The 14,135-nt window shown below is 62.7% G+C and carries 20 protein-coding genes; 9 read left to right on the top strand and 11 right to left on the bottom strand.

Going from position 1 to position 14,135, the window contains the following annotated elements:
* Positions 1-2 precede the first annotated feature (2 nt).
* From pgeF to JQ624_RS21985, 4 genes are read right to left on the bottom strand one after another with little or no spacing between them, the layout of a single operon-like run.
* Positions 3-770: a peptidoglycan editing factor PgeF gene (pgeF, locus tag JQ624_RS21970; protein ID WP_212420980.1), complete on the bottom strand. Its 768-nt coding sequence runs from the start codon at positions 768-770 to the stop codon at positions 3-5.
* Positions 767-1,894 carry a class I SAM-dependent methyltransferase gene (locus tag JQ624_RS21975; RefSeq protein WP_409334355.1) on the bottom strand — a complete coding sequence of 376 codons (1,128 nt, stop codon included), beginning with the start codon at positions 1,892-1,894 and terminating at the stop codon, positions 767-769. Before JQ624_RS21975 ends, pgeF begins: the two co-directional genes overlap by 4 nt.
* An 8-nt stretch (positions 1,895-1,902) precedes the next feature.
* The gene (gene lgt / locus JQ624_RS21980) at positions 1,903-2,748 is read right to left on the bottom strand and encodes a prolipoprotein diacylglyceryl transferase (protein ID WP_212420982.1); all 846 of its coding nucleotides are present in this window, start codon (positions 2,746-2,748) and stop codon (positions 1,903-1,905) included.
* Between the two features lie 12 nt (positions 2,749-2,760).
* Positions 2,761-3,495, bottom strand: coding sequence for a dienelactone hydrolase family protein (locus JQ624_RS21985; RefSeq protein WP_212420983.1), 735 nt, complete (start codon positions 3,493-3,495; stop codon positions 2,761-2,763).
* A 196-nt stretch (positions 3,496-3,691) separates the two neighbouring features.
* Between JQ624_RS21985 and JQ624_RS21990 the strand changes: the two genes are divergently transcribed.
* The 4 genes from JQ624_RS21990 (at position 3,692) to ychF (ending at position 6,941) form a co-directional block, all read left to right on the top strand.
* Positions 3,692-3,985, top strand: coding sequence for an accessory factor UbiK family protein (locus JQ624_RS21990; RefSeq protein ID WP_212420984.1), 294 nt, complete (start codon positions 3,692-3,694; stop codon positions 3,983-3,985).
* A 323-nt stretch (positions 3,986-4,308) separates the two neighbouring features.
* Complete coding sequence (locus JQ624_RS21995) at positions 4,309-5,037, top strand: 50S ribosomal protein L25/general stress protein Ctc (RefSeq protein ID WP_212420985.1); 729 nt, start codon at positions 4,309-4,311, stop codon at positions 5,035-5,037.
* Positions 5,038-5,058: 21 nt separating this feature from the next.
* The gene (gene pth / locus JQ624_RS22000) at positions 5,059-5,667 is read left to right on the top strand and encodes an aminoacyl-tRNA hydrolase (RefSeq protein WP_212420986.1); all 609 of its coding nucleotides are present in this window, start codon (positions 5,059-5,061) and stop codon (positions 5,665-5,667) included.
* Between the two features lie 176 nt (positions 5,668-5,843).
* Positions 5,844-6,941 (top strand): redox-regulated ATPase YchF, encoded by a 1,098-nt coding sequence (ychF, locus tag JQ624_RS22005; RefSeq protein WP_212420987.1) that lies wholly within the window; start codon positions 5,844-5,846, stop codon positions 6,939-6,941.
* 135 nt (positions 6,942-7,076) lie between these two features.
* On the opposite strand, the gene JQ624_RS22010 is transcribed toward ychF, so the two are convergent.
* A complete protein-coding gene (locus JQ624_RS22010; RefSeq protein ID WP_025590606.1) occupies positions 7,077-7,370 on the bottom strand; it encodes a DUF4282 domain-containing protein in 294 nt (97 codons plus the stop codon).
* Between the two features lie 205 nt (positions 7,371-7,575).
* Between JQ624_RS22010 and JQ624_RS22015 the strand changes: the two genes are divergently transcribed.
* From JQ624_RS22015 to JQ624_RS22030, 4 genes are all read left to right on the top strand, one after another.
* Positions 7,576-8,031 carry a MaoC family dehydratase gene (locus JQ624_RS22015; protein ID WP_212420988.1) on the top strand — a complete coding sequence of 152 codons (456 nt, stop codon included), beginning with the start codon at positions 7,576-7,578 and terminating at the stop codon, positions 8,029-8,031.
* A 2-nt stretch (positions 8,032-8,033) separates the two neighbouring features.
* A complete protein-coding gene (locus JQ624_RS22020; RefSeq protein WP_212420989.1) occupies positions 8,034-8,513 on the top strand; it encodes a MaoC family dehydratase in 480 nt (159 codons plus the stop codon).
* Positions 8,514-8,770: 257 nt separating this feature from the next.
* Positions 8,771-8,914, top strand: a complete 144-nt coding sequence (locus JQ624_RS22025; RefSeq protein ID WP_212420990.1) for a hypothetical protein — start codon at positions 8,771-8,773, stop codon at positions 8,912-8,914.
* Positions 8,915-8,931: 17 nt separating this feature from the next.
* Complete coding sequence (locus JQ624_RS22030; RefSeq protein ID WP_212420991.1) at positions 8,932-9,075, top strand: hypothetical protein; 144 nt, start codon at positions 8,932-8,934, stop codon at positions 9,073-9,075.
* A 170-nt stretch (positions 9,076-9,245) separates the two neighbouring features.
* Here JQ624_RS22030 and JQ624_RS22035 read toward each other — a convergent pair whose 3' ends face one another.
* The 6 genes from JQ624_RS22035 to JQ624_RS22060 form a co-directional block, all read right to left on the bottom strand.
* Positions 9,246-9,662 carry a hypothetical protein gene (locus JQ624_RS22035; RefSeq protein WP_212420992.1) on the bottom strand — a complete coding sequence of 139 codons (417 nt, stop codon included), beginning with the start codon at positions 9,660-9,662 and terminating at the stop codon, positions 9,246-9,248.
* 182 nt (positions 9,663-9,844) lie between these two features.
* Positions 9,845-10,750 (bottom strand): hypothetical protein, encoded by a 906-nt coding sequence (locus tag JQ624_RS22040; protein ID WP_249129978.1) that lies wholly within the window; start codon positions 10,748-10,750, stop codon positions 9,845-9,847.
* Between the two features lie 247 nt (positions 10,751-10,997).
* On the bottom strand, positions 10,998-11,432 hold the full coding sequence (locus JQ624_RS22045) for a nuclear transport factor 2 family protein (RefSeq protein ID WP_212420993.1): 435 nt from the start codon (positions 11,430-11,432) through the stop codon (positions 10,998-11,000).
* Positions 11,433-11,617: 185 nt separating this feature from the next.
* Positions 11,618-11,884 (bottom strand): hypothetical protein, encoded by a 267-nt coding sequence (locus JQ624_RS22050; protein WP_212421073.1) that lies wholly within the window; start codon positions 11,882-11,884, stop codon positions 11,618-11,620.
* 200 nt (positions 11,885-12,084) lie between these two features.
* Positions 12,085-12,534 carry a nuclear transport factor 2 family protein gene (locus JQ624_RS22055; RefSeq protein ID WP_212420994.1) on the bottom strand — a complete coding sequence of 150 codons (450 nt, stop codon included), beginning with the start codon at positions 12,532-12,534 and terminating at the stop codon, positions 12,085-12,087.
* Positions 12,535-12,697: 163 nt separating this feature from the next.
* Positions 12,698-13,531, bottom strand: a complete 834-nt coding sequence (locus tag JQ624_RS22060; RefSeq protein WP_212420995.1) for a hypothetical protein — start codon at positions 13,529-13,531, stop codon at positions 12,698-12,700.
* A gap of 125 nt (positions 13,532-13,656) precedes the next feature.
* Between JQ624_RS22060 and JQ624_RS22065 the strand changes: the two genes are divergently transcribed.
* Positions 13,657-13,836, top strand: a complete 180-nt coding sequence (locus tag JQ624_RS22065; RefSeq protein ID WP_212420996.1) for a hypothetical protein — start codon at positions 13,657-13,659, stop codon at positions 13,834-13,836.
* Positions 13,837-14,135 lie beyond the last annotated feature (299 nt).

Below are 14,135 nucleotides of genomic sequence, written 5' to 3' on the forward strand. Positions count from 1 at the left end.
AACTACTCGCTCGCCAGCGCGATCGCGTGGACGTGGCGGCCGTAGTCCGGCTCGTTCCGGTGCACCGAGCGACGGTAGCTGTAGAACCGCTCGTCGGAATAGGTGTCGACGCCGATGTCGTCGATCATCAGCACGCCGGCATTCTCCAGCCGCATGCGGATGAAGCCGGCGAGATCGAACATCGCATGACCCGCGCGAGTGGAGGGGATGAAGAACACGGCATTCCCGGCGTCTGCATCCAGGAAGCGCTCGACGAATTCGCTGCCGACTTCATAGGAGTGCTGGCGGATCAGCGGGCCGATGGCGGCGACGATGCCGCAGCGGTCGGCGCCGAGATTCTCCATCGCGTCGATGGTCGATTCCAGCACGCCGGTCAGCGCGCCCTTCCAGCCGGCGTGCGCCGCGCCGATCACGCGCGCGCTGGCGTCGGCGAACAGGATCGGACCGCAATCCGCGGCGGTGACGCCGATGGCGATGCCTTCCGTGCGGGTGACGAGCGCGTCGGCGCGCGGTTTGTCGCCTCGCCATGGTCCGGTTACCACCACGACGTCGGGCGAATGGATCTGGTGCGCGCTGAGGAGGCGCTCGGGCGCGACGCCCATCTGCTCGGCCATCCGGCGGCGATTTTCCGCGACACTGGCCGGATCGTCGTTGGAGCCCAGCCCGCCATTGAGGCCTTGGTATACTCCCTTGGATATCCCGCCCTCGCGGGTGAAGAAGGCGTGGCGCAGCCCGGGAATGGCTGCGAGCAGCGACGATCCGAACGTCATGCTGTTTCGTCTCCCCGCGCGGGCGGTTCGTCGCTGAGACCCGCAACCGCGGTAAGATTGGGTTCGGTGACCGCAAGCACCTTGAACATAGATCCCATGCCGCCGCGGCCGCTGTCGGTCAGGCGCTTCAGCGCGGCGGAAATATCGGCGGAAACTTCCGCTGTGGTTTTTCCCATCAGCGTGACGGCCCGCGTCTCGATGCCGAGCCGCTTGAGGAATTCGCCCTGCGTCACCGGGCCATGAACGCGCGCGCCGACGTCTTCCGCCGCACGCGCCAGCGCCTGGAAATCGACATGGGCGGTGACGTCGGCCTGCCCTGGATTCTTCAGGGGATCGGCAAAGCTGTGGCGGGCAATCGCCTGGAAGGTGTCGCCGGCATCGCTGCGCAGATGGCCGTAATCGATGATCAGCGCCGCGCCGTCCTGGTCGCGCACCCGCGTGGCGATCTTCATCATCTCGGTGTCCGGCCGCCATTCGAACACGGCGCCGACAGGCGCCGCGCGCACCAGCGGCGGCAGCAGCACCTCGAAGCGCGGCATCGGCTCGTCCGAGGCGGCAAATACCAGCTTGCCATTGGCGTCGAGGTTGACCACGCGCTCGTGCCAGCCGGTCTCGCGCTTGACCACCTGATGGATCGGCAGCACGTCGAAATATTCGTTGGCGAGAATGACCGCGGGGCCCTCCGGTACGTCGTCAATGCTGTCATGCCAGCTAATGTTGCGCGCGCCGGATAGCGTCGCCCGCTGCTTTTCGCGCAGCACCGGGTTGATCTCGACGAGATGGATATGGAGCGATTGATAGAGCGGCGGCAGCACCCGAACCGCGCGGAGCGCGTCCGCCATCATGGTGCCGCGGCCGGGGCCGAGTTCGACCAGCCGCAGCATCGGCGGCGACCCGATCGCCTTCCACACCGAGGCCGTCCATAGACCGAGCAGCTCGCCGAACATCTGGCTGACCTCGGGCGCGGTGGTGAAATCGCCCTCGCGGCCCAATGGATCGCGCGACACGTAATAGCCGTGCTCGGGATGCATCAGGCACAGCTCCATGTACCGCCAGACCGGCATCGGTCCTGACGATTTGATCAGCTTGAGGATCTCCGCCTGCAACGGTGAAAATTCGGTCACGGCCTGCCTTAAATCGACTTCTGTATGTGCTCCGGCGCCTTGCGGCGCCATGCCATCATGATCAGGATGGCCCCGGCAATGATCATTGGTACCGACAAAAGCATGCCCATGGTCAGCCCGCCCCACAAAAATCCGAGCTGGGGATCGGGTTCGCGGAAGAATTCGCCGGTAATACGCGCAAGACCGTAGATCGCGATGAAGCTGCCGAGGATCAGGCCCGGCCGCTTCAGGGCGCCCATTCGAATCATGACTGCCAGGATCGTAAACAGCAGGATGCCCTCAAGCGCCGCTTCGTAGAGCTGGCTTGGATGGCGGAAAAGGTGCAGCGGGTCATCGGGAAAGACCATTCGCCAGGGCACGCTGGCATCCGCCTCACGTCCCCACAACTCGCCTTTGATGAAGTTGGCGAGCCGCCCGAGCAATATTCCGATCGGAGCGACCGCGGTCGTGATGTCGCCAAGCGACAGGATGGAGATCTTGTTCTTGAGCGCAAACAGCATCACCGCGGCGACGCAGCCGAGAAAACCGCCATGGAAGGACATGCCGCCTTCCCATAGTTTGAGAATAGCGGCCGGATGCTGGATGAAGAAGGCGGGGTTGTAAAACAGCACATAGCCGGTGCGGCCGCCGAGGATGATGCCGATGGTGACCCAGAGAATGAAGTCGTCTAGTTGCACGGGCGCGATCGGCGCCGGCCCGTCCCACAATTTCTCGTTTCTGATCAGCGCGCGCGCGTATATCCATCCGAACACGATGCCGCTGATATAGGCCAGTGCATACCATCGGATCGCGAGCGGTCCGATCGAGATGGCGACGGGATCGATGGCCGGAAACGTGATGGCAAGAAAGGGCATCTGGTGCGATGCCTACGGCACGAGGTTGCGGCGATACAGCGCCAGCAGCCGCTCCCAGTGCCGTTCGGCGGCATCGCGGTGGTAGACCGGACGTTTCGGGAAGGCGAAACCGTGATGGGTGCCGGGATAAATTTCGACTTCGTTGTTCGATCCCTTCATGCCGGCGGTGACCTTGTCGATAATCTCCTGCGGCGCATAGATGTCGGTCTCGGCGCAGGCGAAATAGAGTTCAGCTTTGGTCTTCGACGCGGCCAGATGCGGGCTATCGGGCTGGTCGGTCGCAAGATGGGTGCCATAGACCGAGGCCGCCGCCTTCACACGATCCGGAAAATGCGTCGCCGCGTTGACCGCGTAGCGGCCGCTCATGCAGTAGCCGACGGTGCCGACGATCCTGGTGTTCGCCGCTTCCTGCGTCTCGGCGTAGGCGAGCAGGGCCTTGGTGTCTTCCATCACCATGGGAATGTTGATCGAGTTCATGAAGCCGAACATCCGCTTGCGCTCGGGTGCCTCCGGATCCGGCGGGATCGGTCCCAACTCCATGACGCCGGAGCGGTAATACATATTGGGCAGCATCACGTAATAACCCGAGGTGCCGAGCCGCCGCGCCATGTCGCGCAGTTCCTCGCGGATCGCCGGCGCGTCCATGTAGAAGATGATGACCGGAAAGGGCCCGCCGCGTTCGGGATGGGTGATGAAGGTCGTGGTCCTGCCGTCCTTGGTCGCAATGTCGATCTGCTGGTCGATCATGGCCGTTTCTTTTTGTGTTGTGATTCTGGTTTCTGGTTAAGCGCTTGATACGATTGCAAGGAAACCGGGGCATGACAAGGCAGAGGGGCATCCGTCGGCCTTGAACGGGCACTTGAACCTTGCCCTTGAACCTTTCCTTTGGGATCGCCATTGTCATGTCGATGACGATCAATTTGCGGCGACCGGAGCGTTTCAGATGACCCAGACCAGCAATCGGTTTTTCGACGAGATCGGCCGTTTGATGAACGACGCCGCCGGCGCCGCCCAGGGCGTCAAGCGCGAGGTCGACACCGTCATGCGCAACCAGGCCGAACGCATCCTGCGCGACCTCGACCTCGTCAAGCGCGAGGAGTTCGACGCGGTCAAGGACATGGCCCGCCTGGCGCGCGAGGAGAACGAGGCGCTGAAGAGCCGGATTGCGGCGCTGGAAGCCAAGCTGGGTATTTCGCCAGCCGGGCCGGATGCCGGCAGCACGAAGACGGACGGGTAGGGGATTTCATCACCGATCGTCATGGCCGGGTACATTCCCGGCCATCCACGCTCTTCGTCGCGGCGGCAAGGACGTGGATGCCCGGCATCGCAGACAAGTTTACGCAGTCTGCGTAAAACAGACTGCTTTGGCCGGGCATGACGGCTTTGGGGCCTTTACTGGCCCAAAATCGCAGAAAAATCCCTGCATTTCCTTGTCATTTCGTCCCTTTGGGGCTAAAAGCCCGCCACGTCCGCAGCCCCCGCACCCCTGGAGGCTTGCTGTGGGACGCCAACGGGCCGCGATGCGGCCTTTAACTTTTTAGAAAACAAGGACTTAACACGATGGCGACCGTCAAGGAATTGAAGGCGACCGCGCGTCCGCAGAGCGGCAAGGGGGCCGCCCGGGCAGAGCGTCGCGCCGGGAGAGTGCCCGGAGTGATCTACGGCAACAACCAGCCCCCCGTGACCATTTCGGTCGACGACAAGGAACTGCGCCAGCGCATCCTGGCAGGCCGTTTCCTGACCACGCTTTTCGACATCGATCTCGAGGGCAAGAAGCACCGCGTGATTCCGCGCGACTTCCACCTCGATCCGGTCCGTGATTTCCCGCTGCATGTCGATTTCATGCGTCTCGGTGAAGGCGCGACCATCCGCGTCAGCGTCCCCCTGCATGTCGTGAACGGCGAAACCTCGCCCGGCGTCAAGCGCGGCGGCACCGTCAACATCGTCACCCACACCATCGATCTCGAATGCTCGGTCGACAATATTCCGCAGTACATCGAGGCCGATGTCGGCGCGCTGGAAATCAGCCACTCGCTGCATCTGTCCGAAATCAAGCTGCCGACCGGCGTGAAGTCGCTGTCGCGTGAGGACGCGACGCTGGTGACCATCGTGCCGCCGTCCGGCTACGCCGAAGAACAGAAGGCTGCAGCGGCTGCTGCGGCTGCAGGCACGGCTGCTCCGGCGGCGGGTGCCGCTGCGGCGCCGGCTGCTGCCGCCGCGCCTGCGGCGGGTGCTGCGGCTCCGGCGGCTGGCGCGAAGGCGCCGGCTGGCGGCGAGAAGAAGAAGTAAGCAGCGGCGGGATGCCGCATCATGCGCCTGTTTGTCGGTCTCGGTAACCCCGGTTCGAAATACGCGAACAACCGGCACAACATCGGGTTCATGGCCGTCGATGAAATTGCGCGGCGTCACGGTTTTGCACCGTGGCGCCGCCGCTTTCAGGGTGAGACTTCCGAAGGCACGCTCGATCGCGAGCGCGTCGTTCTGCTCCGTCCGACCACGTTCATGAACGAGTCGGGGCGCGCGGTTCAGGAAGCTGCCAACTTCTTCAAACTGTCTGCCGGCGAGATCACCGTGTTTCAGGACGAGCTCGAACTGCCGGCGGCGAAGGTACGCGTCAAGATCGGCGGCGGCATCGCCGGTCACAACGGGCTGCGCTCGATCTCCTCGCATATCGGCAACGATTATCGCCGTGTGCGGCTCGGGATCGGTCATCCCGGCGTCAAGGAGCTGGTGCACAGCCACGTGCTGTCGGATTTTGCGAAGAGCGACCGGCCCTGGGTCGAGGCGCTGTGCGAGGCGGTCGCCGACAATGCCGGGCTGTTGGCGACGGGCAAGGACTCAACGTTCCAGAACAAGGTGCATCTGACGCTGCAGGCCAAGGGATTTTTCGACAAGGAAGATGACGGGAAGCAGGGCTGACTTCTCGCGCCGACTAACAACACACTCCGTCGTCATGGCCGGGCTTGTCCCGGCCATCCACGTCTTCGTCGCAATGGAGAAGGACGTAGATGCCCGGCACCGCAGACAAGTTTACGCAGTCTGCGTAAAACAGACTGCTTCGGCCCGGCATGACGAACACCGAGATTGAGGACGAAATGGGATTTAAATGCGGTATCGTTGGCCTGCCTAATGTCGGCAAATCGACGCTGTTCAACGCGCTGACCGAGACGGCAGCGGCGCAGGCGGCGAATTATCCGTTCTGCACCATCGAGCCGAATGTCGGCGAGGTCGCCGTGCCTGATCCCCGGCTCGACAAGTTGTCGGCGATCGCAGGCTCCGCGCAGATCATCCCGACGCGACTGACCTTCGTCGATATTGCGGGTCTGGTCCGCGGCGCCTCCAAGGGCGAAGGCCTCGGCAACCAGTTCCTGGCCACCATTCGCGAAGTCGACGCGGTGGCGCATGTGGTGCGGTGTTTCGAAGACTCCGACATCACCCATGTCGAAGGCAAGATCGCGCCATTGGCCGACATCGAGACCATCGAAACCGAGTTGATGCTCGCCGACCTCGACAGTCTCGAAAAGCGCGTCGACAATCTGGCGAAGAAGGCCAAGGGCAACGACAAGGACGCCAAGGAACAGCTCGACCTCGTCAACCGCGCGCTGGTGCTGCTGCGCGACGGCAAGCCGGCGCGATTTCTCGAGCGCAAGCCGGAGGAAGAGCGCGCCTTCGGCATGCTTGGCCTGCTGACGTCGAAGCCCGTGCTCTATGTCTGCAACGTCGAGGAAGGCTCGGCCAAGGACGGCAACAGCTTCTCAAAACAGGTGTTCGAGCACGCCAAGAAGGAAGGCGCGGTCGCGGTGGTGATCTCGGCCAAGATCGAATCAGAGATCGCGACCCTGTCGCGCGAGGAGCGCGCCGAGTTTCTCGAGACGCTGGGCCTCGAAGAGGCCGGCCTCGACCGCCTGATCCGCGCCGGCTACCAGTTGCTCGATCTCATCACCTATTTCACCGTCGGTCCCAAGGAAGCCCGCGCCTGGACCATCCACCGCGGCACCAAGGCGCCCGCCGCGGCCGGCGTGATCCATACCGATTTCGAAAAGGGCTTTATCCGGGCCGAGACCATCGCCTATGCCGATTACGTCGCGCTGAACGGCGAAGCCGGCGCCCGCGACGCCGGCAAGCTGCGGCTGGAAGGCAAGGAATATATCGTCGCCGACGGCGACGTGATGCATTTCAGGTTCAATACCTGAGATATTGCGTGCCGCGGATGCGGACCCCGGGTGGGCAAAGGCGCAGCCGTGCCCACCATCTTTCCATGATCGCGAGGGAAATGGTGGGCACGCAGCGCTTTGCCGACCCTACGATTCCTTCGATTCCCTCCGCAATTACCGCATCTGCCCCTGATCGCGGATCGCGCCGAGATGCTCGTTGATGCGGAAGACAATCAGGATGAATTCGGCGGCGATGCGTGAAAACACCACGCCGACTACGACACCGGCGATCGAGGACAGCAGCAGGATGAATCCGCCGAACGGGCTGATCGCCATCGCGGCAAGCGCCGAGAAGATCCCGGACAGGCCGAACAGAACGATCAAGCCGATGACCAGCCAGTAGAAGGTCTTGATGATCGTGGGCGTGATGAAGCGGTCCCACTGAAACAGATCCTGAAAATCGAGCATCGATGGTTCTCCGGCGAGTCAAAAACCTGGTCCCAGATGGCACAGGGCTAGCCCCGAAAATTGCTTCGGGCAAGTCAGGGGTGAGCTCCGGGAGCGGTACTCGCCTCTGGCGAACGAGCCATGCGGGTGGACGGGTTGAGATTGCCGCAAATAACGGCCACATTCAGGCTTCCCCGCCGCAATCCTCAGTCCAAATCGCCGATAGATGACAACGCTGACCTTCGAAGACTTCACGCCCGGCCATTTCGGCACGTTCGGACCGCGCCACGTCGCGCGCGAGGAGATTTTGGCCTTCGCCGCCGAATTCGACCCGCAGCTGATGCATCTCGACGAAGCCGCCGCCAACGCGTCGATGCTGAAGGGGCTGTCCGGTTCGGGCTGGCACCTCGGCTCGATTATGATGCGGATGCTGTTTGACGGCTTTATCGGCCGCACCGCCTCGCTCGGCTCGCCCGGCGTCAACGAGATGCGCTGGATGGCGCCGCTCCGGCCGGGCGACGACCTGACGCTGGATGTCGACGTTGCGGAAGCCAGGATTTCGAACAGCCGTCCCGAAACCGGCATCGTGACCTTCAAGGGCACGATCCGCAACGCGGCCGGCGTGGTGCTGTGCGAGATGGAGTCGCCGATCATCGTGCGCCGGCGTACCGAGGCGGGATAGCGATGCGTTTCTTCGAGGACATCGAGATCGGGGCGCAGCGCGAGTTTGGCTCGTTCACCTTCACCGCCGACGACATCAAGAAGTTTGCCACGCAGTTCGATCCGCAGCGCTTTCACCTCGATGAGGAGGAAGGACGCAAATCCCTGTTCGGGGGACTGGCGGCATCGGGCTGGCACGTCGCCGCGGTCTGCATGAAGCTCATGGTCGCCGATGGCAAGCGTTTGACGGCGGAGGCTGTCGCACGCGGCGAGAAGGTCGCGGTGTGGGGGCCGTCGCCCGGCTTTCGTGAACTGCGCTGGATCAGGCCGGTGCTGGCCGGAGACACCATCAGCTTCTCCAGTGTAGTTGAAACCAAGCGGGCCTCGGAGAAGCGTCCGGAATGGGGCATCGTACAGGCCCGCAATACCGGCATCAACCAGCGCGGCGAAGTGGCGTATTCGTTCCTCTCGACCGCCTTCGTGCCGCGACGGAATGTGGGTTGAGGGAAGCCTGCTCTCACCGCGTCATGCCCAGCCTTCCGGCTTTATGCCGGGCATCCACGTCTTAACCGCTGCGGAAGCAAGTCGTGGATGGCCCGGTTTGGGCCCGGCCATGACGAGGGTGCGGGCCGGAACATGGTTAGCGAATTGTGCCGTTAGCTCCTCGTAATCCATGACTCCACGGAGCGGATTTTTTGCTAACGCAATTTGAACTTTCTGCCTGCCATAAGCGTCTCAGGGGAAGTACCGAGGGGATGATGATGGCAGATCGCAGCAGCCTGAAATTCGTCGGCTTTGTCTTCGCAACCGTCACGCTGGCGGTAATGCTGACCGCCGGCATGGTGGTGAAATCCTATGCCGACGGCGTCTACACGATCGAGGACACCGCGTTCGTCCGCCAGTAGTCGCGGATCGGATAGCCATGAGCGCTGAAGAAGTTCAGCGGCTCCAGATCAGCGTCATTGCCACGACCGCAAGCGTCAGCAGTCCGACGAAGCGGATCGCGATCGTGCCCACGCTGTGCGACGATTGCCGCAACGGCATGGAATTCATGTTGTCTGGCTGAACGTTTTGCATCGCCGGTGTGTGTCCCCCAAAAGGTGCCTGCCGTCACGTGACGACATCCGTCCTTGGACGCCACCGTGCTTATAAAGTTCAGATCGAATCCTGCCAAACGAAACCGCCGCGCTCCCGTACGGAACGCGGCGGAGTGTTAGATTTTTGCAACGATCGGGATCAGCTGTTGCGCAGGCCGTCGGCGGCGCGCTTCCACTGCGTGACGTTGTCGGCGATCATGCGCGTCGACTTCATCGCAGCCTGGCTGAGCTGGGCATAGCCGGAAATCTCGCGCTGGACGCGCTGGCCTTCGGCATGCAGGAGGTCGCGGAGGCTTTCGAGTTCGGAAATAAGCTTCTCGATTTCCGCAAGCGAGGTGCCGGCGACGCGCTGGATCAGCGAATTGACGTTGTTGACGGTGGCTTCCGCGTTGGCGTCGAGCGGCGCGGTGTCCGGGGCCAATGCGGGGCGGCGCAGGTAGGCAATGTCGTTGCGAACGAAATCGCGGATGCCGGCTTCGACTTCGGATACGGCGGCGAGATCGTTGTCGACCTCCGGGGTTTCATCAATCTGTTCGGGGCGAATGGTGGCGTTCATCGGCAATTCCTCTGTTTCGCTTTCAGGCGAGCGCGGAAGTCCCCCGCACGACAAAGTGGAGCGTTCCCATCTGCCCTGCCGATTTTGGCCGCATCTGGGCCAATCTGCGGCAATGCTGGATCATTCTCGGGGGACGGTGCCTTCGGGCCGGAAAACGCGTCAAATCGGGACAACTCCAGCCTCTACCAGCTGCGTTTGAACCCTGCGCTGAGGCTTTTGTTGGCGGCGCCGGACGGCGTTTCGCCGATCGAGCCGGAAATGGTGACGCCGTCGAACAGCTTCTGCTCGGCGCCGACCTTGCGCAGCCATTTGTCGTCCGACGTCGACAGGGTCTGGCCGGCGATCAGGCTGGTGCCGGTGTCGGTGATGCTGAGTTTTGCCGACTGGTCGGTCTCGTGGCTGCGCGCCGGATGGCTGACGATGCCGGGCACCGGCACGATGCCTTGCTGGATCAGGTTGTAGTTGTTCTTCAGGGTCAGCGAATATTGCTCGCCGAGCGGCAGCGATTTGCTCAAGGAGGTGCCGAGCCTGCTCTGCTCGGATCCGGGATCGACGCGGGCTTCGACCGAGGTCTTGTCCCAAATCGAGGCAACGCCGGGGGCCGTGATCGCCGCCCAGGCGGTGCCGGACGATTGCGGCAGGCTGCCGCCATTGGCGAGTTTTTCCGAGAGCAGTTCGGACGTCGTCGCCGTGCCCTGCCGTGCGACCGTCATGTCGGCGCCGACGCGCGTATCCCAGAACGGCGAGATGGATTGCTTGACCGACACCGCGGAGGTGCCGTTCGCTCTTTCATTGGCGGACCATGCGGCATCCGCGCTGGCAGTGGCTTTCGACGCGGCGCTTGCCTTCGGCGCCGGACCGGTCAGGGTCGACGCATCGACATTGAGCAGGCTCCAGTCGAGCTTGCTGACGTCGATGTCTTTCATGATGTCGATGTCGTTGACGCTGGGAGCCGCCTCGGTCTCTTCCGCCGCCGCAGGCTCGTCCGCATCGTCGTCCGCCGGCGGCGTCTGCGCCGCTGCCGCCAGCATCGAAGCCACACTTACGCCGGCCGCCAGCATTGGCAGCCACGCCCAGCCAAATCGCATTTTGGGAATCATTGCCCGCCCGCATTCCAAGTCGCGCCCAGAATGCGTTCGCTCTGTTGCGAAATTGTGGCGGGTGCGATCCTGCTCACTTCACGCGAACGTCATGGCCGGGCACAGCGCATCGTCACGCCAGCTGACCCGGCCATCCACGCTCCCTTGGGGCGGGCGAAGGAAGACGTGGATGCCCGCGCGCGCGAAGTTGCTGCTCGCGCTTCCGGGCATGACGATTGGAATCGATTAGCGTGAGCTAGACCGCCATCCGCGGCAGGTGAATCGGAAAGCCCACGGTCTGTTCGACCAGATCGAAGGTGTCGACCAGCACGCGGAAGTTGGTCAGGCGGCCGGCCCTGAACTGGGCGAAATGGGCGATCCGTAAGGAGATCGGCTTGTTCGAATCCAGCGCGGTCAGCGAATAGCGCATCATCGAGGCGGCCGAATCCAAGCCCAGCATGATCGATTCGCGGTCGAAGCGGTGGACGCGAAAGTTGTCGGCGATCTGCCTGATCACGTCGATCACGGCCGCCTTGCCGCGGCGCGAGCCGAAGAACGGATACATGTCGATCGGGCCAAAGATCGCCCAGTCGACGTCCTCATCGAGCAGGGCTTCGAGATCGGCGGGCTGGCGTTCATTGATCGCGCGATGCAACGCGCGCGAAAAACGCCAGAGACTATGCTCTGTCATTTTGGTCTGGTCCTTGAGACTGGATTCAATAAGCGGCCATCGCGGCCAAAGGGGGCGTCTTCATCGACGCCGGGCCGAAATGCCGAACTTCACTGTTGCAGCCAGAAATAGAACAGTTTGGCCGAAATACAATTGTCGTTTTTGCATTGCACAAATGCGGCGATTCCGGCCGGTTTTCCGATCACTTAATGGTCATGGCGGCGCACCGGCTTGCGCTCGATGGCGATTTCGGTGTCGCGAATGGCGATGATGCCGAACAGCAGGGCACCGCCGATGCCGCCGATCGCGGCTCCCAGCGGCATGAAGGTGAAGAACACCAGCATCCCGCTATAGCCTTCAAAACTCGTGGTTTTGAAGAATTCCACCCAGGCGAGGCCGGCCCCGATGCCCAGTGCCGCACCTCCCAGCGCCCCCAACGCCAAACCAAGCAAAGCCAGCAATGCGATCTTCATACGTTCTTCGTGTCCGGAAACAGCCTTGTGGTGTGTCACGGCCAACGTGATGAGGTTCAATGGCGCGCGGAAGAAACTGAAGGGCTGTCATTCCGGGATGGTCCGAAGGACCAGACCTCAGGTGCGCAATCGCGCACCGGGGAATCTCGAGATTCCGGGTTCGCACTTCGTGCGCCCCGGAATGACGGCGTCCGTAAACGCTAGATCGGGTCCGGCCTCCGGCCGGTCAGGATCGCGGCGACGTCGCGTTCGAGCAGTTGCTGGACCAGATCGAAGGTGTCGATGATTTCCCTGATCTGGCTGATCTTGCCGTCGCGCAGCGTATAGAAGCCGGCGATGTCGAACTGCACCATGCGCTGATTGATGCTCTTGCGGAAGAACACGCGGATGAACGCCGCCGCCTTGTTGTCTTCGGTGACCAGCATCGGCACCTCGCAGCGCAATTCGGAATAGCGGGCGCGCACCGCATTCCACATCTCGCGCAGCTCGGCCTTGCCGCGGCGGTGGCCCATATGCGGCAGGATGTCGATCGGGGCATTGGCGAGGAATTCGACGTCGTCAGTGCAGCGCTCCAGCGCGGCTTCGACGTCGCCGGAATACAGGACGTTGAGGAAATCCAGCACGTGCTGGCGGTTGGGCCCCTCGGTCATTCGTCGCTCCCCGCCTGCATTCGACCCTGCTCTTGCCGCCGGACCCATGGTGAAGGGAACGGCAGAGCGATCAATCAGCAAAAGGACTCACAGTATGTGACGCGGTGGTTTCCAAAAGGTTCACCGCCGTCCACATGCGGCCGTGACGCAGCAAGGGCGGTAATCATCGCTTGCCGAACTCCGCTTCCGGCACCGCCTGGCTGGTCGTGAGGTCGATCACGAACCTTGCCTTCTTCTCATGGCCGGGCGGGACATAGGCCTCGCCGGGTCCGAGCTCGCCAAGGATATCCTTCGGGCGCGGAAAGCCCTTTCCACATGCGGTCGCGATCGTGTCCTTGTCGGCGTAGGCGATATCGACGGCGACCGTATCGCGCCCCGGTCCGGCGCCGAGTTTGGCGAGGCCGAAATAAACCGACGTTTCCTTGCAGTCGACGGCGTTGGAGCCATGGGCGCCGGTCGCGTCCTCCGCCCTCACGAAATAGTTCAGCGACACATCGATGTTACCAGAGAAGTCCCGGGTGAACACCATTTCCGCGACGCCGGATTCGAGATGGCCTTGCCCGAGATGGCCGGTGATGCAGATCAGGCGGTCCTGCTTCTCATTCCGCGCAAGGATGATGCAATCATTGGCCCGGAAGCCGGGCTGATATCCCCTGAAGATGGCGGCGCCGTCCTTCTGTTCGAAGATCACCGCGCCGCCGAAATCCGTGGCGTGGGGCTCGCATCCACTCCCGTAATTGACGACGAGAAGTGTGCTGCCGTCGGCGAGGAATTTGCCGCTGTGGCGGTCCGGCTGCAGCTTGACGTCACAACGCTTGCCGCTGCGATATCCCCTTGCCCGGCTGCAGGCCGATCCCTTGATGTCAGCGGCATCGCAGAACGTCGCGAGCAACGGCCGGTCGGCATTTGGCGCCTTATCTTTTGCCTGGGCGAAGGCCGGTCCGCTCAGCGGCAGGCCGCCGAGTGCGAGCAAGATGACCGCGCCGATTGCCTTCAAGAGGGTCTCCCATTGTAGCCACCGTATCCGCACTAAACCGGCTTTTGCGGCCGGCGACAATGTGTACCAGGGAACGATCTCGCCGTGAGCAGCGTTGACTCTTTCCGTTGATAACGGAGACCATGATGACGAAATCCGTTCCTCCGATCCCTGAGGACAACCAGAGCCACAAGGGCCCCGGCAGCGCACCCAGCGTTCCCCTCGACACCACCAAGGGCCATCGCGACGACGAGAAGAACAACATCCGCGAGCAGGCCGCGCACGGCAATCTGACCCAGAACACGAGCAACCGGCGATCGGGGTGAGGGGGCATCTTCGATGTCGTCCTTGCGAACGCAGGGACCCATACCGCGTGATCTCTCGATAAGGCCGTGTGGGAGATACCTTTCGCAAAACGTCCGCCGGTGGCTATGGGTCCCTGCGTTCGCAGGGACGACAGCGAGTGTGCTGCGCGCTCATTCGAATTTCAAACAGCCATCACCCGAGCGGGTGATCCAGAACCTAGGATGGGTGGAGCGAAGCGATACCCATCAACCGCGACGGACGCGGTGCTCGATGGGTTTCGCTTCGCTCTACCCATCCTACAAGAAGACACGCCTCCGCA

It is taken from the genome of Bradyrhizobium sp. AUGA SZCCT0283 (assembly GCF_018130385.1).
Classification (GTDB): Bacteria; Pseudomonadota; Alphaproteobacteria; order Rhizobiales; family Xanthobacteraceae; genus Bradyrhizobium.